Raw genomic sequence first — 23313 nt, 5'->3', positions numbered from 1 at the left:
GTCTATTTAGTCGTGAAGCTTCTTTTTGCGCAGATACTCCAATAAGAGGGCAGGACGGTCAGTTTGAATTAATTTGGCTCCCTGATTAATGATCCATCCCCAGCTTTCATCCGGTTGATGAAGTTCTACTGCACGGTCGTCATCATGACCACCGCATAATTCAGGCCAAAGAGAATTTATGAACAACTTAGAACCTGTATCACGCACTTCTTTTATCAGATTAAGCACCTCCGGACTATCATTATCAAACACTAACTCATAAGCAGCAGGCTTCATGTGAGTCTGATAACTGTCAATAATAGCTTCGGCTCCTTTTTTATGCAACTGTACAATAGGCATAAAAATCACTTTGTCCAATACAGCACCGTTTTCGGCTTTCACCTGTTCATAAGGAAGACCGGCTTTGATAACACATTGGTCAACCGTTCCCGTCTTTTCAAGTATGATATAAGCTTCCTGAAAATAGTCATACCCCTTATCAATATTTACCATAATCTTACCTTTGCAGAGCAACATCACTTCTTCCAATGTAGGAATCTGATGTCTTGTCTTACAAGCCACTCCATTTTTAAGACGCATTGCTTTCAATTCAGCCAATGTATAATCTTCCACCAGTCCTTTTCCGGACATGGTACGATTGATCGTTTTATCATGCATCACTACTAAATGTCCGTCTTTGGTTCTTTTCAAATCGATCTCCACCATATCGACACCCATATCAATGCAATTCTGTATACCTTGCAATGAGTTTTCCGGGGCATTACGCCAGTCAGCCCGGTGGGATACAACCAATATTTTATCCGGATGATTTCCCAGCAGATTTTCTCTGATTTCAGCTATTCTATTTTGGGCAACAGCCAGTTGCACCAAACACAGAAGAAGTATGAAGTTACATATCCGTTTCATAAGTTCAAACATTAAGTATTTTAATTCAGTTTATTGTTTTTCCAGACCAGTTTTTCTCCCCACATTGGTACATAAGTCTGTTCACAGTTAATCTTCGAAGCCCGTTCGAGTGCCATATCCAATGACCATCTCGATTCATCAACACCTGCATGAGCCAGTTCCAAGATATGTGATAACAAGACATAATCCGGTTCCACCTGTCCCGCACCTGAACCCAGAATATTATTTTCGGTCAGAGCATTGGGAGCATAACGCGGTATCAAGACATTCACATGAGAAGCCAAATTCGTATATTGTTCCGGTTTATAGTTGGAGTCTCCTACATGCATAAAGACGAAGTTACCAGTATCTTCCCCGCAATCAATCGAAAATACAGTCACAAAATTAGATAAGCCGGAATTGTTGTGATCGGTGATACAAGTTTTAATCTTGAATTTTCCAATTTCATAATCTTTATCCCCCTTTGCAGTATAAGGATATGTCGTGTCTTTCAGATAGTTGGACAACACCGGTTTACCTAAATCAAACATAGCCTGAATAAGATCATTATTATAATGATCGGAGTGTTTGTGGGTAACACAGAGAAAATCAATATAAGGTGCCAGTTCTTTCGCCCAACGATGAGAAATGTCAATAGCAAAACATCCTGACGGAGTTTTTACCACATATCCCATATTATAGAGTAACCAGATCGCTGCCGTACCATTTTCTACTTTTGAGTTTTTAATTCCATCCATCACACGATCAAATGCACTCCGATAAAAATAGATAATCGGATCACACTTTTCCATACTCGTACTCGCCTGATCGAAGCCATTCAGATAACTGACGAAATAATCATCTTTACATTGATCCGCATATCCCTGAATCTTGGTCAAAGTAGTGGTACGTCCGGCATTGACAATCAAAGGAGAAGAACTCCACAACTGTTCCGCAGTGGCATCTACTTCCTCTGCCAATTGCGTAAGAATTCCTTCATGACCAGTTTCGGTACTGTTGTTGTCATCATCATCACAAGCAACAAAACCTATTGCCAAAAGGCAAAACAGTAAATATTGTATTTTTCTTATTATATCCATCTTATTTCTGATTTTTATAGTCATTAATTATTTTATTGAAAGTCTCAACCACCCGTTCCGGTGTCGGACGCGTGTTGCCGTTTTCATGGTCTTTGGTAGCTTCATACATGAAAACCCCTTCATAGCCGATTCCTTCGAGTGCATGCATTAACTTTCCCCATTGAATGTCACCTTGTGTAGGAAGCCAGTGACACTCGTTGACAAAGTCAAAGTCCGAGGCATGTATAGTACCTATACGTTCACCAACAGTTTCTACAAAATGCTCTGTCGTCCCTTTAGTATAATGATTGGTATCAAAACAAACCTTCACACCCGGAATATCTTTGATTATCTCCAAAAGCTCTTCAGGAGTATTACCCAAACAAGTTCTCGGCAGATTTTCGATGCACAACTGTGCTCCTATTTGATCCGCATATTTTTTCAGATAAGCGATAGACCTGGAAGCGTTAGCTATTCTTTGTGCCCGAATACTGTCAGCGATAGGTTCGGAACTAGGATGCAACACTAAACACTTCGGCTGAAATTGAGCGCACTGTCCAATCATCTCCGCCATAAAATCTACATTTTCTTTCCTTTTCTTTTCATCCAGCACCGATATGTCCAACGTGCGTGAGAAAGGAAGATGTATAGACCAGACCTTGATACCGGCACTATCAATTTTTGCTTTCATATCCCGGATACGAGGGATGACTTCACCTGCCGGAACTCCTCTATAACACTGGTTAAATGCTACTTCCACATACTCCACCCCCACAGACCGGGCTTGAGAAAAGTCTGTGGAAGCAGGTACTTTCCACAAAGCTGTAGTCGTACCTACTTTATATTTCTGTGCATATAAACCCATTGTCATCGCCATAAATAAGATAAAAACAGAAACTCTCATTATCGCTTACTTTTGACGGTTTGTACCTTGAATATCACCACCACGAATACTCCATGAGTCTGTTGCTAATGTCTTATTGACAGCAAAAGCCTTTACTGAACCGATATTATTAGATCCGATTGTTCCGCAATAAAGCCGTTTGTCCGGACCGATGGTAACAGCTGCCATGACCTGTTGCCCCACAGTCTCTTCAAAAACAATGTTGCCATTAGTAATATCGAGTCCCAGCACTTTGTTATTCGATTGGGTACCTACATAAAGAATACCATCCGTACTCAAAGCACCTCCACTGTAATTCAAATTATTACCCACATTTTTCTCCCAGATTTTAGATCCGGCGGCATTTACTGCATGAACAGTCTGCGATCCTTTTTCCGTAAAATAGACATTGCCATTTTTATCAGCAATCGGGAAATAAGCATCCCCTTTCGTAGTCGGATACGTCCATTTCTTTGTCCCGTTTGTCATATCAACAGCAACAAGTCCGCCCCCTTTCAAAGTCGCATAAAGCACCTGCTCCTTCAAAGCAAACGTAGCCTGTTCCGTCACATTTACTTCTTCCAATTTCCATATCTGATCCTTATTCGGTTTAAAAGCATAAATAGCAGCACTTGTACCTGCATAAACATTTCCGGCTTTATCGATAGCCACAGCACTACCAGTTGCTCCGTCAAGTGATTGTTGCCATTTAATAGCACCACTGGATGCATCCAACGCATACAGCGTACTCTTATTGGTGAGACAGTAAAGAATACCATCGACCGACAATGCAGGAAAAGCTCCTATCGCAGCATCCAATTTTACTGCCCACTTTTGAGTTCCATTCGGATTAATAGCATATACATTATTAATAGCGGCATTTCTTACACACTGATAGATTGTACCATCAGGAGCCACCAACGCACCTCCACCATAGGTTATCTGACTGATAGCAAACACCCACTTGAATTCACCGCTCACTACATCAATAGCAAACAAATGACCTGCAGGAGTAGATGTCGGGATATACATTGTTTTTCCATCCGGAGAGAACACCGGATTGGAGGTCTTTACATATCCGGTAAGCCCACCGAAGTTCAAATCGACAGAATTCCATTTATAATTGCCGACCGTGACAGTCAGACTGCCCGACTCGGTGGTATTATTAACATAAGTCACCGTTACGGCCACTGTATAAGTACCGGTAGTAGCAAAAGCATGTACCGGATTGTTTTCTCCTGATGTCGTACCATCACCAAAATCCCAACTTACCGATTTCACTTCACCAGTCATGAAATACATATCGTTATAAGCAAAGGTAGAAGGTTCCCACACAACCAGTTCCGTACTAGCAAGAATAGGATAGATCAACCCAGGAGTAGCAGAAGTTTCCACCGCAATAGAATTGCCTGTAGGATAAACACAGACTACATTGAATGTATATTCCTGATCGTTAGTCAAACCATCAACGATGTATTCCTCCAATGAAGTATCATCCAGATTGATAATCTGATTACCGGGATTCACGGTAACCTGATAGCGAGTGAAACGTTCACTTGCAGGTTTCGTCCATCTCAAACGCACTCTTTCATTGCCGGCTGCTGCCGTCAGATCAGAAATCGGATATCTTGCATTCTTCGGTGTACAGGCAGCAGTAGTTTTGCTGGCCAATCCTCCTGCATAACGAGGTTGCACAGAAAAAGTGTAAGCAACATCATTCACCAGATTATTGATAGTGGCAGTCATTGTTTTTGCATCCACAGTCATCTCGCCTCCTTCCGCTTCTGATGATCCGGAAGTCCAAAGAATCAAATATTCATTCGGACGGGCATTCTCGTATGCTTCCCAGGAAAGAGTCACATTCATATCTCCGGCTGTTGCCGTTAGTGACTTCAGTTCATATAAATCGAAACTTGCCTTTGGCAGATCTTCTTCACAAGCAGTAAAGACTACCGTGAAAATAAACAACAAGCTATATAGTATTTTTTTCATCGTTTGATTTCTTTTAGTTTAATCCTATTAATATCCCGTATTCTGCCACAACAGTTCTGTGTTGTTTATTCTTTCCAACTCCGTTTTTGGAATAGGATACAGGAATTGATAGTCCTGAATAATATGTCCTTCTGCTTTCATAGCCTCCTTAGCACCTCCCATACGTACCAAATCGAACCAACGCTGTCCCTCATAAGGAAACTCCTGTTGACGTTCCAACATAATCGCTTTACGGAAACTATCCTGATCGGGAAGCTCTGTTATCTGAAGCGGAGACAATCCGGCACGGGTATGTACGGCATTCAAAGCAACCATAGCTTCTGAATTCTGCAAATTACTATAACTGATTTCATTCAAAGCTTCGGCGTACATCAACAACACATCGGCATAACGGAGAATAATCTGGTCATTACCGACCGTATTATAGGTCGCACTTTTGACATCTTTAAATTTATTCATCACGCATACTTTATCTTCCACCTTTACATAGGTAATCAGATCTTTGCGCTTATCTCCCTCTTTGTAGCACTCTTTCAGAGACTTTGTCTGATTGGTATCATCAGTCAGGTTAATAATAGAGAACCAATATCCATGTCCTTCTCCTTCGACATCTTTATTAAAGCGAACAGCAAAAATAATCTCATCATTCATTTTATTGTTCACGTCAAACACCTGTTCGGGGGTAGTCATTAAAGAATACCGACCCACTAGTTGGGATAGCACATTGCGGGCTTCCGTCCATTTATGGAAAGTCAGGTAAATCTTGCCGAGCAATGCCATTGCAGCACCGGAAGTCACACGTCCCATATCGGCACTTGTATAAGAAGACGGCAACATATTTTCATTAATAACCTGATTCAAATCACCGACAAGAAAATCATAAACCTGTTGATCGGAACTGCGCCCGATTTTAAGAGCTTCAGCCACTGTCACTACCTTATTAGTCATCGGTATCCCTCCCCACAAACGATACATATTAAAATAAGTAAGGGCACGGATGAAAAGAGCTTCGCCTTTATATTGTTTTTTCAGAGTCGCATCGAAGTTGGCCTCATCAATTCTATCTAATACAAGATTGCAACGATAGACTCCATTATTAAAGTTCGCCCAAGCATCTTCCAGAATTCCGTTAGAGGCTTTATCTGCAAACTGATCGATATCATAACGGTCTTGAGTTCCGGCGGTGGGCGCACTCAATGTCAGATTATCACTCCGATATTCACAACACTCTGTAAAATAGGAAACTTGTGTCTGCAATTTGGAATAACATCCTATCACGGCTACATTAAAATCTTCCGCTGTCTTATATACCTTGTCAGTAGGAACACTGCTACTCGGTTCCAAATCAAAGAAACTATCTGTACAAGCAACTGATAAAAAAGCAGTTGACAGGAATAGTATTAGTTTATATTTTTTCATATAACGTGTATTTAAAGGATGATTAAAGTGTTATATTCAGCCCAAACAAGAATGTTTTAGCCAATGGATAAGTTCCATAGTCCTCACCCGGTGAAAGAGAATTACTCGGACGTGCATTTACTTCCGGATTATATCCGCTATAATTAGTCGAAGTCCATAAATTTTGTCCAGAAACGTAAACTCTCAATTTTTCCACGAAAAAGCGTTGAGTCAGATTCTTCGGCAAGGTATATCCTAGCGTCACATTCTGCAATCGCAGATAAGAACCATCTTCCAGATGCCAAGTTGAAGTACGGCCATTATACCCCTTTGACTTACGATTGGCGCGGTTCACCTGACCGTTTCCCGGATCTTCCGGACTTTTCCAACGGTTCAAGGCTATAGTGGTGCCATTGGTATTACCTTCCAGATTATCAATGTAACGACGATTCAGATTCAGAATCTCATTACCATATACTCCTTGAAAATTAAAATCAAGGTCAAATCCCTTAAACCAGACTTTACCACCAAACCCATAAGTAAAATCGGGCATATAGTTACCTACGATCGTACGGTCTTTATCCAAGTCCATCACTCCATCCCCGTCGACATCCACAAAGCGGAAATCTCCCGGCTGGGTATTGCTGAAATGAGGATACTTTTTTAATTCTTCTTCATTGGAGAAAATTCCATCCTGCACCAACAGATAATAACATCCGATGGGTTCACCGACTTTCGTTATGTAATAAGCATGATCTACGCTACCGGTAGATATGATAGGAGCATTACCCGGACCGAGTGCCTTCACTTCGTTCGTATTAGTGGCATAATTGGCATTGAACGAATAACCGAAATCTTTAGTTATATTCTTCTGTGAGGTCAAGGCAACTTCCCATCCCCTATTATTCACTTTACCGATATTCATCAATGCAGTGCTATATCCGGTCAGGTGGGGAACCGGTACATTCAATAACATATTAGAGGTATTGGTATTATAATAATCCACAGTCAGTCCCAGCAATCCTTTGAACATCTGTAAATCGATGCCCACATTCACCATCGCATTCTTTTCCCAACTCAAATCTTCATTCTTTATGGTACTTGGCTTGTAACCATTCACTAATTGTCCGTTTCCTGTACCAAGCACATAATTATCCAAAGCCATCAGAGACAAATGATCATAATTGCCAATCTGGAAGTTACCGGTCACTCCATAACTCGCTCTTAACTTCAAATCATCAACAAACGACAGATACCTAGCCTTCGTAAAGAAGTCTTCTCCGCTTATTCTCCACGCCAAAGAAGCTGAAGGAAAATATCCCCACCGATTGTTCTTTCCAAAACGGGAAGAACCGTCTGCACGAATAGCTGCCGAAGCCATATATTTACCTTTATAACTGTACTGCATACGTGCCAGATAAGAAGCAATCGTCCATTGGGTTTTATCAGATGCACCTTTCGTCACCGTACCTCCGGAAATTGTTTGTATATAGTCGTTCGGGAAATCGGTTGCCGTCACATTATCTCCTTTATATGTCTCTTTTTGAGCCGACTGTACTAAGACCACATTGATAAAATGAGCATCCTTAATCGTTGTGTTATAATTGATTTTATTCTCCACCAACCAGTTGAAATAAAAACCTGATGAACTGTAGGCTGTCGGATTTGACTTTACATCATAATACTTCTGTCCCAATAAAGGAAGTTCCGAAGAACGATATTGGTCATTATGCGAACCGTAATAATCGCCACCAAAAGAAATGTTATAGGTAAGCCCTTTATACAATTCCAATTCAGCAAAAACTTTTCCGACAATCGCCATACGGTCTACGACATCCGATTGTAAGTTTGCCATAGCTACCGGGTTCAATACGGCATTATGCTGATAGTCATTTCCAATTCTCCAATAGCCGTTTCCCTGATAATTATAGCTGCCATCCGCATTATACACCGGCCATACCGGAGGCATCATCAATGCCGATTGCACAATACCATTAGATCCGGAAGCATCTACCCGATTGGAAGTAGAATAGGAAGGCGAGAAATTCAGACCGAATTTCAGTCTTTTATATTTCCCGTCCAAATTCATACGCATACTATATTTCTTAAAGTCGGAATTAATTATAATACCCTCTTTATCATAATAGTTGGCAGAAATGAAATAGCCGACTGTTTTTCCTCTGCCGGAAATAGAAACATTGTGGCTGGTAGTAGCAGCAGTACGAAAAATAGCATCTTGCCAATCCGTATCCGTCAACCCCTTATCACCATTCAGATAGGGAAAGAGTTCGGTAGGAATACGTTCCCATGAGTTCGGGCGCATTCCGTTCGGATCATCCGGTGACCCTCCGGGATTAGCATCCAGATAAGCGTTGTCATGACCATCCTTTGCAAATTCGGCAAACTGATATGCATTCATCATTGAAAGTTTCTTCGAAACACTCTGGATGCCATAATATCCATCATACTGCACTTTCATCTTTTCCGACTGTCCCTGCTTGGTCGTGATAATAATGACACCGTTGGAACCGCGACTACCATAAATAGCTGCCGACGAAGCATCTTTCAAAACTTCCACAGATTCGACATCATTATTATTCAGATTGGCAAATCCACGTTCTACCGGCACGCCATCAATAATATAAAGAGGATCACTACCGGCATTAACCGTACTGATACCACGAACACGGATACTTACACTTCCCTCCGGATCACCACTTGGCTGTGTAACCTGTACCCCCGGCATCTTACCCGCCAACGCCTGACGAAAGTCTGAAGCAGAAACGTCTGCAATTTGTTCAGCTTTCACGGAAGAAATAGAAGTAGAGACGTCTCTTTTCCTCTGCACTCCATATCCCACCACTACTACCTCATCAATCATCTTACTATCTTCTACCAACGTGATTTTCGCCGTATTTTTATCCTTTGCAGAGATATTTACCGTTTTATATCCAATATAAGAGATGGTCAATGTTGCAGACTCCGGTACATTCATGATTGAATAACGTCCGTCGATATCGGTAATCGTACCACTACCCTCTCCCTTAATCTGCACACTGGCACCAATCACCGGTTCTCCTTTATCATCTGCAACAATACCTTGTATAGTACGTGTACGTTGAGCAGTTTCTTCTTTCTTAAGCGGTTGTTTGCTGACAGCAATTGTATGATCGGTCCTGTTGAAATAAAGCTTGGCCTGGGAAGTAATTTCTCCCAGAATCTGTTTTAATGAAGCATTTTTAATGTCGAAAGAAACTCTCGGAGCCTTGTTCACCGTCTCCTGATCATAGAGAAACTTAAAATTAGTCTGTTTGCTGATTTTATTGAAAACACTCTCTACCGGCTCGTTTTGCACACGAAGCGTAATATCATGCTCTTTCAATGTCTGAGCAGCAGCCGGAGCTATTAAAATGAAGGTGAATAGTAAAAAAGCTAAAAACGAACAGCTATTTTTACTTATCCCTTTACAAATAAGAAGATTATTCATAAATTTGTGCGTTTTAGTAATTGACTAAAGTTATTAAAAACAAGCAATGCGCGATACGTTATTCATTTGGGTCGAAGCTTATGAATATCCGTCCGGATTGCGGATAGAGGCATTCCTTTGGAGTGCTTCTATCATTTTGGGGAGGTTCATGAAGGAGCTGTTTTCATCTATTATTTTTTAAAAGGTTAAACATTATCTATTATTCATCTCATTCTTTATAAAGAAGCACATGGATGCCCTCTTTCTTATATTTGATATCACCGCTGATAAATTCAATGGATTTAAGTACCGCTTCCAAACTCTTGTTATCATGTTCGCCGGTAATCAAGTTGTTGAAATCCTGACCGGAAGCAAAAGTAATCCGGCAATTATATACCCGTTCCAGTTCCTTTGCCACGTCGCGGATAGGTGTACTGTAAAAACGTAACCCGCCTTTCATCCAGACAGCCACTCCCCTATCCTCCGTTTTCTTACTATATTCTCCGGAAACAGTATTGATAAGCACCTGTTCTTTAGCAGTCAGCCTCATCATCGCTTCCGGTAAATCAACCTGTACCTTACCACTCTCCACACTCACAGACACTATTTCATCTGTTGAATAGGATTTTACATCAAATCGGGTACCTAACACCTGAACATCCAGCCGCTTCGTCCTCACAATAAATGGCATCTTTTCATTGCGGGCAACACGGAAATATCCCTCACCTTCAAGTTCCACTTCACGGAGATCTCCAACAAAACGATCCGGATAACGCACTTGCGAACAAGAGTTCAGAACCAAAAGAGTTCCGTCCGGCAAAGTCACTTGTCTTTTCTCACCAAAGGAAGTGGTGATTTCAGCCAGTGTGACCTGTTGTGCATTCATATACCGGAAAAAGTTGACACTCCCTATGATAATGGCTATTACAGCCGCTGTACTGACTGCCACCACAGAAGCCCGGCGGAACCATGTACGTTTTTTGTGTTCAATACGCTTCAGCAATTGGCGTGCTTCTCTCTTATATTTCTCCCGCTCCAAATCATTACCAGGTTGCAGATTCCCGGATTCTTCCCAAACCTCTGCTGCCAGTTCGTCCAATATATCTTGGTTTTCTGAATCCTTAATACTTTGCAATAACTGTGAAGCATCTTCCCGGGTATAAAGATCATCCAAGTAGCGATGCAATTTATCTTTTTCTGTCTTAGTATCTTTCATCATATATTCAAAATAAGGATATTAATTTCCTTCCCTTTGTATAAGTAATACACAAAAGTAAGAAAGAGCTAGGGTATGATTAACATTTATTATAAATTCAAGCACAATAGAATCAAAAGTACATCGGCTGATGTACTTGAATATTTAGTCAAATAGGAACGAATCACTTTTAGAGAAAGAGAAATATGTTCTTGCACCGTATGAACAGAAACACCCAATGCTTCGGCTATTTCTTTATGAGACATCTGAAGTTCACGGCTCATTTTGAATACCTCACGCTGGCGGGGCGTTAATTGCTCCAACGCACGGGCAATAATCTCTTTCAAATCATTGAGCAGAACATGATTATTCGTTTCGTTCGTTGAATCAATCGCTTGAGAAAGAATCTGTTCTTTCAGCTGATCTTCATTAGCCATGTCCCGCAATTGATTCAAAATACGATTACGCACAATAGTATAAAGATAGGAAGAGAAAGAGGCTTCGGGATTGATGAAACGACGGGTTTGCCAGACTACTGTAAATGCATCCTGGAAAATATCTTCCGCAAATTCACGCGACTTGACGAATTTCAGAGCAAAGTAGAGCAAACGATTCTTATAAGCGGCATAAAGTTCGCAAAAGGCCTCTTCATCTCCGTCTATCAGGCGAAGAACTAATTCCCGATCATCTATAAGAGTGTCTGTTGCGTACATATTTTCTTTATTTTGGGCACAAAGGTATTGTTATGATGTTACAAACGTATGTATTTTTTCTGAAATAAAAAAATAAAAGCGGTCTCACCGTTTCGATGAGACCGCTTTTATTTATCCATTATTCAAGACCAGACATTATCAGAGCAATCGTTATTTCCCTTTCTTATAATTCTCCAATCCGGTCTGTAAGAATTCAATATACTTAGGAATATCTTCGTTATAAGCATACGACTTATTCAACGGTTTACCCTGATTGTCCAGCAATACATAGAAAGGCTGGGCATTAGCTCCGAATTTCACACGTTGCAGATAGCTCCATTTATCGCCTACAGTACGCAAGGTACGTTCTGTACCGTTTTCGATAATCTTCACGGGTTCGGTCAACGGAGTTTTATTATCTACATAAAGTGTAATCAATACGTAGTCGTTATTAATCAAATCACTCACTTTCGGGTCAGTCCATACCGCTGCCTCCATCTTACGGCAGTTTACACAACCATATCCGGTAAAGTCGAGCATAACCGGTTTTCCATTCAGACGGGCATATTCCATTCCTAAATCATAGTCATCGAATTTCGCGTGTACATCATTCTTATGCAGATTGAAATCTTGCGTCTGCATAGGCGGAGCAAATGCAGATACGGCTTTCAATGGCGCTCCCCACAAACCGGGAACCATATATACGGCAAATGCTAAAGAGATTAACGCCATAAAGAAGCGGGTGACTCCCACCTTATTATCATCGTCATCGTGCGGGAATTTGATCTTGCCCAACAGGTAGAATCCAAGCAAAGCAAAGATGACAATCCATAAAGCCAGGAATGTTTCGCGGTCAAGCAATCTCCAACCATAAGCCAAATCAGCAACTGACAAGAATTTAAGTGCAAATGCCAATTCGAGGAAACCCAGCGTAACCTTGATAACATTCATCCATCCGCCGGACTTCGGCATCGATTTCAGCCAAGACGGGAACAGGGCGAAGAGTGTGAACGGCAACGCCAAAGCAATGGCAAATCCTAACATACCGATTGCCGGAGCAACTACGCTTCCTGTTGTAGATACCTGTACCAGCAGGAACCCGATAATCGGACCTGTACAAGAGAAAGATACCAACGAAAGCGTGAAAGCCATCAGGAAAATACTTAGCAATCCGGTCGTAGATTCAGCCTTGCTATCTACCGCATTTCCCCACTTCGACGGCAGCCTGATTTCAAACGCTCCAAAGAATGAAGCAGCAAAAATCACCAGCATCAGGAAGAAGAGAATGTTGAAAATAGCATTGGTAGATAAAGCGTTTAATGCACTGGCTCCGAAAATCAAAGTAATAGCCAAGCCCAATGCCACATAAATCACTATGATAGATGCACCGTATGTCCACGCATCACGAATTCCTTTCTTTTTGTCTTTACTACGTTTTAAGAAGAAACTGACTGTCATTGGAATAATCGGCCATACACAAGGGGTAAACAATGCCAATAATCCACCCAGAAAACCTGTTATGAATATATATATCCAGGACATGTCTTCCTGGCCATGCTCTTCTCCTAAGGCTTGTAAATCACTGATTACCGGTTTCCAAAGATCACCCGATGCTACAGCAGGCTGAATATCCGTAGCAGCTTCGGTTGTAGTTGCAGACACCAGCTCCATCATCGCAGAAGAATCCTTCGCAGCAGCAGGAACGGGTTCTTCTTTTTGCTTATCCGCTGCCTTTTGCTCCGGTTGCTCTGTTTTCGTTGCAGCGGCATTTCCGGCTTTTGCTACTCCGGAATACTTGAACGGCACTTGAGTAGGAGGCAGACAACTCTCGTCATCACAAGCTCCGTATTCCAGATAACCTTCGATTGCGTAAGCTCCACCCGTAAATTTTACTTTCTGCACAAACTTTGCTGTGTTCTCGAAATAGCGTACCTTCATTTCGAACAATTTATCGAAAGTAGATACTTCTTTGCCTACAGGCTTCAGCTTGCCAACAAGCTCGACACCCGACTTATTATCAACATTGAATGTTGCGGAAATAGGACCGCCATCTCCCAGATCAGTAGAATAAACATGCCAACCTTTATCTATGGTAGCTGTAAACACCACCTCTGCCTCCGTATCGGAGAGAGGTGTCAGCTCTGTTTTAAACTTTACCGGATCTTTGATCTGCGCTTGCAATGCATATACAGCAAAGCTTAAAAGCAGGAAAGAGATTATTTTTCTCATCTTTATCTTGGGGTTTATAATTCATAGTCTACGCACGCACGGCTTTCCTTCGTTTCAGCCAGAATCTTTCCGGCAGCCACGTGGTCGGGATGTGTTGCGTAGAATTTAACATCTTCTAGTGTATCAAACTCACTGTAAAGCGCAATATTCCATGTTTCACCAGGATTCATATTCAATCCGACCTCTACTTTGCGAATTACAGAAATTTTAGCAGGAAGAGCTTCTATCGCTTCCTTGAATTTAGTCATGACTTCCAGTTTCTCTTCAGCAGGAACTTCGTCTTTTAACTTAAATAATACAATGTGTTTTACCATTACGTTGTTATTTTAATGAATTGTTTCTATATTTGTCTTGTTAATGTGTTTACCACATTAATAGTAATGCAAAAATACTCTATTTGGTTCAAATATACACTTAAAGAGATGTTAATTATAGGAATAGCAGGCGGAACGGGTTCCGGAAAGACCACCGTCGTACGGAAAATTATAGAAAGCCTCCCCGCAGGAGAGGTAGTACTCTTACCACAGGATTCATACTACAAAGACAGTAGTCATGTCCCGGTTGAAGAACGCCAGAATATCAATTTTGACCATCCGGATGCTTTTGAATGGAGTCTGCTTTCCAAGCATGTCATGATGCTGAAAGAAGGAAAGAGTATTGAACAGCCCACTTATTCTTATCTCACATGTACGCGTCAGCCCGAAACGATTCATATCGAACCTCGTGAAGTGGTTATCATTGAAGGAATCCTTGCCTTATGTGATAAAAAGCTGCGCAATATGATGGACCTCAAAATATTTGTTGATGCCGATCCCGACGAACGCCTGATACGTGTCATCCAAAGAGATGTCATTGAGCGCGGACGTACTGCCGAAGCTGTAATGGAACGTTATACACGGGTTTTAAAACCTATGCACCTGCAATTTATCGAACCTTGCAAACGATATGCCGACCTTATTGTACCCGAAGGAGGCAGTAATAAGGTAGCTATTGATATACTGACCATGTACATCAAGAAGCACCTTAAGAATTAAAAATTAAAAATTAAGAAATGAATGTCAAGACACTGAGTATTCCTTTATTTCTTATTCTATTTTGTTGTATGCTCGGATGCCGGAATAAGCATCATAACAAGATGGATGAGACAGCGCGTGATCTTCCACAAATAAAAGATAGTGGCGAACTCGTTGTATTGACATTATATAGTTCTACTTCCTATTTCATTTACCGGGGACAAGAAATGGGGTTCCAGTATGAACTTAGTGAACAGTTTGCTAAAAGTCTGGGACTAAAACTTAGGATTGAAGTAGCCAACAGCGTCAACGAAATGATCCAAAAATTATTGGCAGGCGAAGGAGACATGATTGCCTATAATCTGCCAATCACCAAAGAATGGAAAGACAGTCTTCTTTATTGTGGCGAAGATGTAATTACTCACCAGGTAATTGTTCAGCAAGGGAGAGGAAAACAGAAGCCGTTGGAAGATGTAACCGAACTGGTCGGAAAAGATATATACGTAAAACCGGGGAAATATTATGACCGCCTCGTCAATCTGAACAGTGAATTAGGAGGAGGTATCCGGATTCATGAAGTCACCAATGACAGTATCACTATTGAGGACTTGATTACGCAAGTAGCGCAAGGAAAAATTCCATATACGGTGGCCGACAATGATTTAGCCAAACTTAACAAGACCTACTATCCCAATTTAAATATCGATCTGTCCATCAGTTTCGATCAACGGTCTTCATGGGCGGTACGAAAAGACAGTCCCGAACTGGCAGCCGCCGCTACCCAATGGCATCAGGAAAACATGACTTCTCCTGCTTACACAGCCAGTATGAAACGTTATTTTGAGAATAGTAAAATGATGCCGCACTCTCCTATCCTCTCCTTAAAAGAAGGAAAGATATCCCATTATGACCATTTATTCAAAAAGTATTCCAAAGATATCGGATGGGATTGGCGTATGCTTGCATCATTAGCGTATACAGAATCCAATTTCGATACCACAGCTGTATCTTGGGCAGGCGCCAAAGGACTCATGCAGTTGATGCCTGCCACTGCACGTGCAATGGGAGTACCTCCCGGCAAAGAGCAGAATCCGGAGGAAAGTGTGAAAGCAGCTATCAAATATATTACCGCCACCGACCGGAGTTTCAGCATGATTCCCGACAAACAGGAGCGGCTCAACTTTATCCTGGCATCTTATAATGCCGGTTTGGGACATATATATGATGCAATGGCACTAGCCGAAAAATACGGGAAGAACAAATTAGTATGGAAAGATAATGTAGAAAACTTCATCTTGCTTAAAAGCAATCAAGAATACTTCAACGATCCTGTCTGCAAAAACGGATATTTCCGTGGCATCGAGACTTACAATTTCGTTCGAGATATTATGTCGCGCTACGAATCCTACAAAAAGAAAATAAAAGCTTGAAATAAGTATTAGGTATTAAGCCATGCGGATAAACGTATCAGAAGCTACGGCTAATACTTAATACCTAATACTTATTTTTACTCATCAGACTGATTACGACAATAGCCAATACAGATAATGGTAAGGCAAATAATATCGGGTCAATCACAGGGAAAGGATAAGTGGTAATCAACACATCCCGTCCGAATAACGCTTTACAGATACCCAATGATGCAGATTCTTTCTGATGAAGAAACACAAGAGCAAACAGACTGCCGATTGTTCCCACCCAAAGACTTGCCATGACGCCTTGTTTAGTAGCTTTCTTCCAATATAAAGCACAGAAATAAGCCGGAAGAAAAGCGGCTGCACAAATTCCCATAAAGATAGAAGTTCCGCGGGCTATAATATCATGAGGCAACATATAACAAATAATATAGCTGACCAGGATAGAGAACAATACGCCCAGACGGATCACATTGGTAAGTTTATTCCGTGAACGGGGTTTATAAGTTCCGTAAATATCAGAACCTACCGAAGCCCCCATCGTATGGAACTGCGAACTTAGCGTAGACATACTGGCTGAAAGGATGCACAACATAAAGAGTGCGGCAAACCAGTCGGGCATCGCTTTATTAATAAAATATGGAATTATCTTATCAATATCCTGCACAACTTCGGTAGCAACCGCTCCTTCTGTTTTCAGGAAGAAAAGATTACTCAACGCTCCGGCATGATAGATAGCTCCTACTGTTATAATCAGAAAGAAACAACCGATAAATACACCACGGTTCAACTGCTTGCTACTCTCCACGGTCATAAAGCGAACCACCAACTGCGGCTGTGCAAGACAGCCGATTCCTACTCCTAAAATGAGAGAAGTTACCAGCGAATACCATTGTGAAGAACCTGTGATAGGCATTGTAGTCCATCCTTGATGTCCCAGCGCTTTAAACTTTTCCGGAACTAGCGGAGCAATGGCAGTCAATTCTTTATTAGCTTCGGTAAAGCCCATGCCGAGCACCTGATATAGAGAGAATAACAGAAACAGCATACAAGCAAACATAATAACGCCCTGCAAAGCATCCGTATACATTACCCCTTTCATTCCCCCGCTATAACATAAGCAGCAATGACCAATGTAAATATCAACAAAGAGATATTGAAATCAATCTGGAAAATCTGTTCGATGAATACGGCTCCACCTTTCATTACAACCGCTGCATAAAGCGGCATTCCGATGAAAATAACAGCAGCAATAAATACCTGTATATTACGGGAGCGGAAATGACGGCCTAGTAATTGAGGGAAAGTACTCACATTCAGCTTCACCCCCATACGCCGGGTGCGCAAACCGAAAAAGATAAAAGCTATAACCACCCCTACGAACATATTGAGGAAACAGAGCCACTGAATACCCATTCCAAAAGCAGCCGCCACTCCTCCAAAACCTACAATAGCAGATGCGGAAATAAACGTAGCACCATAAGAAAGTGCCATTACGATAGGATTCATCTGACGTCCGCCTACCAAATAGTCACTGCTATTCGTCGTTTTCTTATATCCCAAAAAGCCGAGGTAGGCCAGTGACAGCAGATAAGCTACCACAATTAGTCCAAGAGTAAATGTATTCATCGGGTTTCGTCTTTTTCGTCGTCCTTATTCCAATATTTCAGCCCAAACCAAGCAGCAAAAATCACACATACCACCGAAAGTAGGTAAGGCAGAATAATAAAAGGGTCGTCTATTCCAAACATTTGCGTATCAGATTTTAATCAATTTGGACGCAAATGTAAGGAAATTATTGAAAAGACAAAACTTTTGTTTACTAATACTGATTATAATGTATCTTTTTCTCGTCAAATTTCTGTTTCGGGTTCTCTTTTGTAGCCGGATAGCCAAAAGGGATGACACAAAGTGGAAGAATATTATCGGGCAGGTTAGTATATTTACGCACTACTTGCATACGGTCTTCGTAAGGATAGGCCGCTGTCCATACAGCACCCAATCCCAGACTTTCAGCAGCCAGCAAAATATTCTGTGCTGCTGCGGAGCAATCTAAATACCAATATGACGAGCGTACAGAATCTCCACAAACGATGATGGCGTTACGGGCTTGCGTCAGCATTTTGGCATAAGGAAGTGCTGCTGCCATTGAATCCAGTTTGGCACGATCGGATACTACTACGAACTCCCATGGACGGATATCCCTACCCGTAGGAGCAGCCATTCCGGCACGAAGCATCAAGTCGATTTTCTCTTTCTCTACTCCTTTATTCAGATAAGCACGCACACTTTTGCGCTCGAAAATATTATCCAAAACAGCATTTCCGGTTCCGGATGTTCCTTTTTCTTCTTTTGCAGAAGAACAGGAGGTCATAACAGTGATTACTACAATCAGATATAAGAAAGAGAAAATCTTTTTCATTGTGACAATGTTTAAAACAGGTTCAACTTATTTTTCTGTGCTTCTTCCAGCGAAACAGTTTCACGCTTCATCAGCCCACTCTTTTCACGAAGTGCTTGATATTCAGCCTCCAATTCATTCACCAGTTCGGCTTTTGCCTGCGGGTTGAGCAATTTGGAAGCAACGCCTGCATTTTGGGAAGCATCTTTCAGGTGTACTACCGGAGCATGATAGACAGGGGCAATCTTTAATGCAGTATGCATCTTCGATGTAGTGGCACCACCAATCAGAAGAGGAATATCCAACCCCGCTTTTTCGAGTTCAGCAGCTACGTGAGCCATTTCTTCCAGAGATGGAGTAATCAGTCCACTCAACCCGATCATATCGACCTTTTCTTCAATAGCCCGCTGGACAATGGTTTCTGCGGGAACCATTACTCCTAAATCCACAATATCATAACCATTGCAGGCCATCACTACAGCTACAATGTTTTTTCCGATATCGTGCACATCTCCTTTCACCGTTGCCAGTAACACTTTACCTGCCGAAGCACTTCCTGCTACTTTTTCCGATTCAATAATCGGCTGCAAGATAGCTACAGCTTTCTTCATGGTACGGGCAGTCTTTACAACTTGGGGAAGAAACATTTTGCCGGCACCAAACAGTTCACCAACATGGTTCATTCCATCCATCAGCGGTCCTTCAATTACATCGACTGCTTTATCGTAAAGAGGCAAAGCTTCTGCCAAGTCCTGTTCCAGAAAATCTCCGATTCCTTTCATCAAGGCATACTTCAAACGTTCCTGAACAGTTCCTTCTCTCCATGCGTCTTGCTTGACAGCCGGCTGTCCGGCAGTTTCGCTCATGTTTGCTTTCAGAGATTCTGCTAGTTCTATCAAACGTTCAGCTGCATCCGGACGACGGTTTAAAACAACATCTTCTATCTTTTCCAAGACATCAGCCGGAATATCAGTGTACAATACGGAAGTTCCCGGATTCACAATCCCCATGTCCATTCCTTGCTGGATGGCATGATAAAGGAACACTGCATGCATGGCCTCACGAATATAATTGTTACCACGGAAAGAGAAAGAAAGGTTGCTGACTCCTCCGCTGATATGTGCACCGGGGAGATTTTTCTTTATCCAAGCGGTAGCTTCAATAAAATCTACAGCATAGTTATTATGTTCTTCAATCCCCGTAGCTACGGCAAGCACATTGGGGTCAAAAATAATATCGTGAGGATTAAAACCGATTTTATCAACCAAAAGACGGTAAGCCCGTTGGCATACTTCGATTTTACGGGCGGCTGTATCTGCCTGTCCTTTCTCGTCGAACGCCATAACTACAGCAGCGGCTCCATATTGCCGGATGATTCGGGCATGTTCAAGGAAAACTTCCTCTCCCTCTTTCAAAGAAATAGAGTTGACGATTGACTTACCCTGAAGACACTTCAGTCCGGCTTCAATAACTTCCCATTTGGAAGAATCGATCATAATCGGAACACGGGCTATTTCGGGTTCGGACATGATAAGATTCAGGAAAGTAGTCATCTCTGTCTTTGCCTCCAACAATCCATCGTCCATATTGATGTCAATCACTAAAGCACCGTCCTCCACTTGTTGGCGGGCGATAGAAAGGGCTTCATCATATTTCTTTTCATTGATGAGACGAAGGAACTTGCGCGAACCGGCTACGTTGCAACGTTCGCCGACATTCACAAAGTTTATTTCCGGCTTCACTTCCAGCAGTTCAAGTCCGGAGAGCCACATACAATCCGGCGCAGAGGCAGGAACGTGTGGTTCAGCTCCTTCTATAAGGGCGGGATATTCAGCAATATAAGCATCTGTCGTACCACAACAGCCACCAATAATATTGACTAATCCTTCTTCAATATATTCTCTCACTTCGTGAGCCATATCCGCAGGTGTCTGGTCATACTTACCCAGACTATTCGGTAATCCGGCATTCGGATAGGCACTAATATAATAAGGTGCACGGGATGCCAGCTGTTCCAGGAATGGTTTTAGCTGCCGGGCACCGAATGAACAGTTCAAACCGACAGAAAAGATATTGGCATGTTGCACAGAAGCCAGAAGTGCATCCAATGTTTGTCCGGACAATGTTCGTCCGCCAATATCAGACACTGTTACAGATAACATGATCGGCACTTCCACACCTGTCACTTTCATGGCTTGTTCGGCAGCAAAAATTGCAGCTTTGGCATTTAGGGTATCAAAGATTGTCTCTATCAGAATGGCGTCTACCCCACCTTCGAGCATTGCTTCCATTTGTTGCTGATAGGATGCAGCCAGTTCGTCGTAACTCAAAGCACGATAAGCCGGGTTGTTTACGTCCGGGCTCATTGAGCAGGTTTTGTTGGTAGGTCCTACGGAACCGGCCACAAAACGTGGTTTATCGGGATTCTTGGCTGTATACTCGTCAGCAAGGTCACGTGCTAGTTTTACGGCTGCAAGATTCATCTCGCGCACGTATTCTTCTACGTGATAATCAGCCATAGAAACTGTGGTCGAACTAAATGTATTGGTCTCGATGATATCCGCACCCGCTTCCAGGTATTTACGATGAATATCCTGAATCACGTCGGGACGTGTCAGACACAATAAGTCATTATTCCCTTTCAGCTGTCCGGAAATATGCGCAAAGCGTTCACCACGAAAATCTTCTTCCTTGAGATTATATTGTTGAATCATTGTACCCATTGCCCCATCCAGAATAAGGATGCGCTCGGATACGATCTGAGAAATTGTCTTTTTCATTACCCTATCACATTAATACCTAATTACCACTCTGCCAACATCTGCCAGACTTCTCGTAGTCCGGCGTTTTATCTTATAGCGCTTTTTACTTACCGCTTAAACATTCTTGCCATATCTCTACGGTCGTCTTTCTCCTTAATAGATTCCCGTTTATCATACTCTTTCTTACCTTTCGCCAAAGCTATGACCAGTTTCGCCAAACCTTTCTCATTGATAAACAAGCGTACAGGGACAATCGTAAAACCGGGATTTTTCATCTCCCGCTGAAGTTTTTCCAATTCTTTTTTACTAAGCAACAACTTCCTCTCTCTACGTGCCGTATGATTATTGTACGATCCATAGAAATATTCGGCGATGTGCATATTCTTCACCCACAATTCGCCTTTCGTAAAATAGCAAAACGTATCTACCAGACTGGCTTTTCCCAAACGAATGGATTTTATTTCCGTACCGGTCAACACAATACCTGCTGTGTAGGTATCTATCAGCTCGTAATCAAACGTAGCCCGTTTATTCTTTATATTTACAGAAGGTTGTTTCATCTTCACTCATTAATTAAGTATGGCCGTCAGTCTATTAAATACAATCTGTATCACCGCCGGACATAGTATTAACAATACAGACGACAAAAGGGTGTATTTTAATCGTTGTTTTTCTTCTACTCCCATCAATACAGGAACTCCCTCCCATACCACATAGACGATGTAGAACTGCAGCAACCAAGCAATAATTCTAAAATCAGGTAATAGTCCGGTTACTATCTGAAGCAGGAAAGGCACAACTAATGCATATCCTGCAAACTGTTGTGTCAATGGCATATTGCTATGCATACCAAACATTCTTGTTCCCATTTCATTCATGGCATAAGCCGCCAGAAAATAGCCACCGAACAGGGCTACAGCTACAGCACAACAGTTAGTCATAGCTATCTGGAAACTTTGCGGGCCACCCCATCCATTCGTCAATAGTGAACCGACGAACACGGACAGACCGCATAAACCAATCATAGGATAGACAAAAGTCATATATACTTTTCGCCTATCCTCTTCCATAGAAATTTCCTCCCAGGCCTTGGCCGGAGAGGAAATCAATTTCATTGCGATGTTAAATAGTTCTTTGTAGTTCAATGTTATTGTACGATCTTTGAATAATCTATTTCAAATTTTTCTTCCCTTGTACTAGAATTATCCAATTTATTAGACGAAGTATTTACTTGAGCATGTACTATAATCTTTTTCAGATTTGTGAAGTGATACAATACCGATGATAAATCATAAGCCTGATAACTTACAGTATAAGATGTACGAGTTTCGTCTTTATCTTCAGTAATAATGTGGTTCACATATAAATCTAAAGTTTCACCACCTTCAGCAACTTTTTCCGCATCGTATGAGATAATAAATTTATGTTTCTTCAACTCTGCTTCTAACTCAGTTGATACTGATGAGTTTTTAAAATGAAACATTGCAGGAAGAATTAATGTATTCTTATCAAAAAAATAAGGATAATATGTATTCTCATAATTCAAAGCATACATTGTTGCATCAGCATCATCAGGTGTAGAAGTTACGCTCGGTCCATCAATATTGGTAGGAGTTGAAGTCAATGTAAAAGTTATAGAAGCAGCATTAACATTCACATCTTCTATATTATACTGACCATTAACAATATACATTCCTGAATTCAAAAGCATAATGCTAGTAGGGTCAGTAGGAACCAATTTAGTTCCATCTATCATTTTAAAATTACTACCATAAGAATCCAGTTTTGCAATGACACTCAAAGTCCGCGGTCCATTATTATCATCTCCATTCATACATGAAGTAACCGACACACCCATAACCACAGCCATCAAAGCCACCAAGAAAAATTTCATCTGTTTCAT

The 23313-nt window shown here is 41.6% G+C and carries 18 protein-coding genes and 1 pseudogene; 2 read left to right on the top strand and 17 right to left on the bottom strand.

Features of this window, described 5'->3' with window-relative positions; all coding sequences use genetic code 11:
* Positions 1-6: 6 nt before the first annotated feature.
* From NXV01_RS14215 to NXV01_RS14170, 10 genes are all read right to left on the bottom strand, one after another.
* A complete protein-coding gene (locus tag NXV01_RS14215) occupies positions 7-906 on the bottom strand; it encodes a glycerophosphodiester phosphodiesterase family protein (RefSeq protein ID WP_217721512.1) in 900 nt (299 codons plus the stop codon).
* Between the two features lie 20 nt (positions 907-926).
* The gene (locus tag NXV01_RS14210) at positions 927-1985 is read right to left on the bottom strand and encodes an MBL fold metallo-hydrolase (protein WP_258980106.1); all 1059 of its coding nucleotides are present in this window, start codon (positions 1983-1985) and stop codon (positions 927-929) included.
* Between the two features lies 1 nt (position 1986).
* Positions 1987-2868 carry a sugar phosphate isomerase/epimerase gene (locus NXV01_RS14205; protein ID WP_259011423.1) on the bottom strand — a complete coding sequence of 294 codons (882 nt, stop codon included), beginning with the start codon at positions 2866-2868 and terminating at the stop codon, positions 1987-1989.
* Positions 2869-2874: 6 nt separating this feature from the next.
* Positions 2875-4839 (bottom strand): PQQ-binding-like beta-propeller repeat protein, encoded by a 1965-nt coding sequence (locus NXV01_RS14200; RefSeq protein ID WP_259022726.1) that lies wholly within the window; start codon positions 4837-4839, stop codon positions 2875-2877.
* A 27-nt stretch (positions 4840-4866) separates the two neighbouring features.
* Positions 4867-6258 (bottom strand): RagB/SusD family nutrient uptake outer membrane protein, encoded by a 1392-nt coding sequence (locus NXV01_RS14195; RefSeq protein ID WP_258980102.1) that lies wholly within the window; start codon positions 6256-6258, stop codon positions 4867-4869.
* 22 nt (positions 6259-6280) lie between these two features.
* On the bottom strand, positions 6281-9724 hold the full coding sequence (locus tag NXV01_RS14190) for a TonB-dependent receptor (protein ID WP_259022725.1): 3444 nt from the start codon (positions 9722-9724) through the stop codon (positions 6281-6283).
* Positions 9725-9932: 208 nt separating this feature from the next.
* Positions 9933-10922 (bottom strand): FecR family protein, encoded by a 990-nt coding sequence (locus NXV01_RS14185; RefSeq protein WP_195649034.1) that lies wholly within the window; start codon positions 10920-10922, stop codon positions 9933-9935.
* Between the two features lie 86 nt (positions 10923-11008).
* A complete protein-coding gene (locus NXV01_RS14180) occupies positions 11009-11611 on the bottom strand; it encodes an RNA polymerase sigma-70 factor (protein ID WP_099146403.1) in 603 nt (200 codons plus the stop codon).
* A 150-nt stretch (positions 11612-11761) separates the two neighbouring features.
* Complete coding sequence (locus tag NXV01_RS14175) at positions 11762-13819, bottom strand: cytochrome c biogenesis protein CcdA (protein WP_259022724.1); 2058 nt, start codon at positions 13817-13819, stop codon at positions 11762-11764.
* 14 nt (positions 13820-13833) lie between these two features.
* On the bottom strand, positions 13834-14133 hold the full coding sequence (locus tag NXV01_RS14170) for a Dabb family protein (protein WP_004296927.1): 300 nt from the start codon (positions 14131-14133) through the stop codon (positions 13834-13836).
* A gap of 108 nt (positions 14134-14241) precedes the next feature.
* Between NXV01_RS14170 and udk the strand changes: the two genes are divergently transcribed.
* Both udk and NXV01_RS14160 read left to right on the top strand, forming a co-directional pair.
* Positions 14242-14853 (top strand): uridine kinase, encoded by a 612-nt coding sequence (gene udk / locus NXV01_RS14165; RefSeq protein ID WP_148366109.1) that lies wholly within the window; start codon positions 14242-14244, stop codon positions 14851-14853.
* 17 nt (positions 14854-14870) lie between these two features.
* Positions 14871-16262, top strand: coding sequence for a transglycosylase SLT domain-containing protein (locus tag NXV01_RS14160; protein ID WP_217721506.1), 1392 nt, complete (start codon positions 14871-14873; stop codon positions 16260-16262).
* A 64-nt stretch (positions 16263-16326) separates the two neighbouring features.
* Here the strand turns inward: NXV01_RS14160 and NXV01_RS14155 are convergent.
* The 7 genes and pseudogenes from NXV01_RS14155 to NXV01_RS14125 all read right to left on the bottom strand — a co-directional run bounded on the left by NXV01_RS14155 (position 16327) and on the right by NXV01_RS14125 (position 23313).
* Positions 16327-17876, bottom strand: a pseudogene (locus NXV01_RS14155) (sodium:solute symporter).
* Entirely contained in the window at positions 17873-17998 is a 126-nt protein-coding gene (locus NXV01_RS26050; protein ID WP_004296931.1) for a symporter small accessory protein, read from the bottom strand. Before NXV01_RS26050 ends, NXV01_RS14155 begins: the two are co-directional and overlap by 4 nt.
* A 71-nt stretch (positions 17999-18069) precedes the next feature.
* On the bottom strand, positions 18070-18669 hold the full coding sequence (locus NXV01_RS14145; RefSeq protein WP_195649031.1) for a nitroreductase family protein: 600 nt from the start codon (positions 18667-18669) through the stop codon (positions 18070-18072).
* A gap of 11 nt (positions 18670-18680) precedes the next feature.
* Entirely contained in the window at positions 18681-21428 is a 2748-nt protein-coding gene (gene metH, locus NXV01_RS14140) for a methionine synthase (RefSeq protein ID WP_259022723.1), read from the bottom strand.
* Between the two features lie 89 nt (positions 21429-21517).
* Positions 21518-21970 carry an SsrA-binding protein gene (gene smpB / locus NXV01_RS14135; protein ID WP_117937536.1) on the bottom strand — a complete coding sequence of 151 codons (453 nt, stop codon included), beginning with the start codon at positions 21968-21970 and terminating at the stop codon, positions 21518-21520.
* A 9-nt stretch (positions 21971-21979) separates the two neighbouring features.
* Complete coding sequence (locus NXV01_RS14130; RefSeq protein ID WP_148366102.1) at positions 21980-22525, bottom strand: Yip1 family protein; 546 nt, start codon at positions 22523-22525, stop codon at positions 21980-21982.
* Positions 22526-22557: 32 nt separating this feature from the next.
* Positions 22558-23313 (bottom strand): hypothetical protein, encoded by a 756-nt coding sequence (locus NXV01_RS14125; RefSeq protein WP_258977544.1) that lies wholly within the window; start codon positions 23311-23313, stop codon positions 22558-22560.

This window comes from Bacteroides sp. BFG-606 (assembly GCF_024788145.1).
In the GTDB taxonomy this organism is placed as follows: Bacteria; Bacteroidota; Bacteroidia; order Bacteroidales; family Bacteroidaceae; genus Bacteroides; species Bacteroides vicugnae.
The sequence above is the reverse complement of the archived record's forward strand: the minus strand, read 5'-3'. Positions and strand labels throughout refer to the sequence as shown.

What these genes read in the sequence shown, in the direction of transcription:
- NXV01_RS14215 (WP_217721512.1), bottom strand. Translation starts at nt 906, where the DNA reads ATGAAACGGATATGTAACTTCATACTTCTTCTGTGTTTGGTGCAACTG.
- NXV01_RS14210 (WP_258980106.1), bottom strand. Translation starts at nt 1,985, where the DNA reads ATGGATATAATAAGAAAAATACAATATTTACTGTTTTGCCTTTTGGCA.
- NXV01_RS14205 (WP_259011423.1), bottom strand. Translation starts at nt 2,868, where the DNA reads ATGAGAGTTTCTGTTTTTATCTTATTTATGGCGATGACAATGGGTTTA.
- NXV01_RS14200 (WP_259022726.1), bottom strand. Translation starts at nt 4,839, where the DNA reads ATGAAAAAAATACTATATAGCTTGTTGTTTATTTTCACGGTAGTCTTT.
- NXV01_RS14195 (WP_258980102.1), bottom strand. Translation starts at nt 6,258, where the DNA reads ATGAAAAAATATAAACTAATACTATTCCTGTCAACTGCTTTTTTATCA.
- NXV01_RS14190 (WP_259022725.1), bottom strand. Translation starts at nt 9,724, where the DNA reads ATGAATAATCTTCTTATTTGTAAAGGGATAAGTAAAAATAGCTGTTCG.
- NXV01_RS14185 (WP_195649034.1), bottom strand. Translation starts at nt 10,922, where the DNA reads ATGATGAAAGATACTAAGACAGAAAAAGATAAATTGCATCGCTACTTG.
- NXV01_RS14180 (WP_099146403.1), bottom strand. Translation starts at nt 11,611, where the DNA reads ATGTACGCAACAGACACTCTTATAGATGATCGGGAATTAGTTCTTCGC.
- NXV01_RS14175 (WP_259022724.1), bottom strand. Translation starts at nt 13,819, where the DNA reads ATGAGAAAAATAATCTCTTTCCTGCTTTTAAGCTTTGCTGTATATGCA.
- NXV01_RS14170 (WP_004296927.1), bottom strand. Translation starts at nt 14,133, where the DNA reads ATGGTAAAACACATTGTATTATTTAAGTTAAAAGACGAAGTTCCTGCT.
- udk (WP_148366109.1), top strand. Translation starts at nt 14,242, where the DNA reads ATGTTAATTATAGGAATAGCAGGCGGAACGGGTTCCGGAAAGACCACC.
- NXV01_RS14160 (WP_217721506.1), top strand. Translation starts at nt 14,871, where the DNA reads ATGAATGTCAAGACACTGAGTATTCCTTTATTTCTTATTCTATTTTGT.
- NXV01_RS26050 (WP_004296931.1), bottom strand. Translation starts at nt 17,998, where the DNA reads ATGTTTGGAATAGACGACCCTTTTATTATTCTGCCTTACCTACTTTCG.
- NXV01_RS14145 (WP_195649031.1), bottom strand. Translation starts at nt 18,669, where the DNA reads ATGAAAAAGATTTTCTCTTTCTTATATCTGATTGTAGTAATCACTGTT.
- metH (WP_259022723.1), bottom strand. Translation starts at nt 21,428, where the DNA reads ATGAAAAAGACAATTTCTCAGATCGTATCCGAGCGCATCCTTATTCTG.
- smpB (WP_117937536.1), bottom strand. Translation starts at nt 21,970, where the DNA reads ATGAAACAACCTTCTGTAAATATAAAGAATAAACGGGCTACGTTTGAT.
- NXV01_RS14130 (WP_148366102.1), bottom strand. Translation starts at nt 22,525, where the DNA reads ATGAAATTGATTTCCTCTCCGGCCAAGGCCTGGGAGGAAATTTCTATG.
- NXV01_RS14125 (WP_258977544.1), bottom strand. Translation starts at nt 23,313, where the DNA reads ATGAAACAGATGAAATTTTTCTTGGTGGCTTTGATGGCTGTGGTTATG.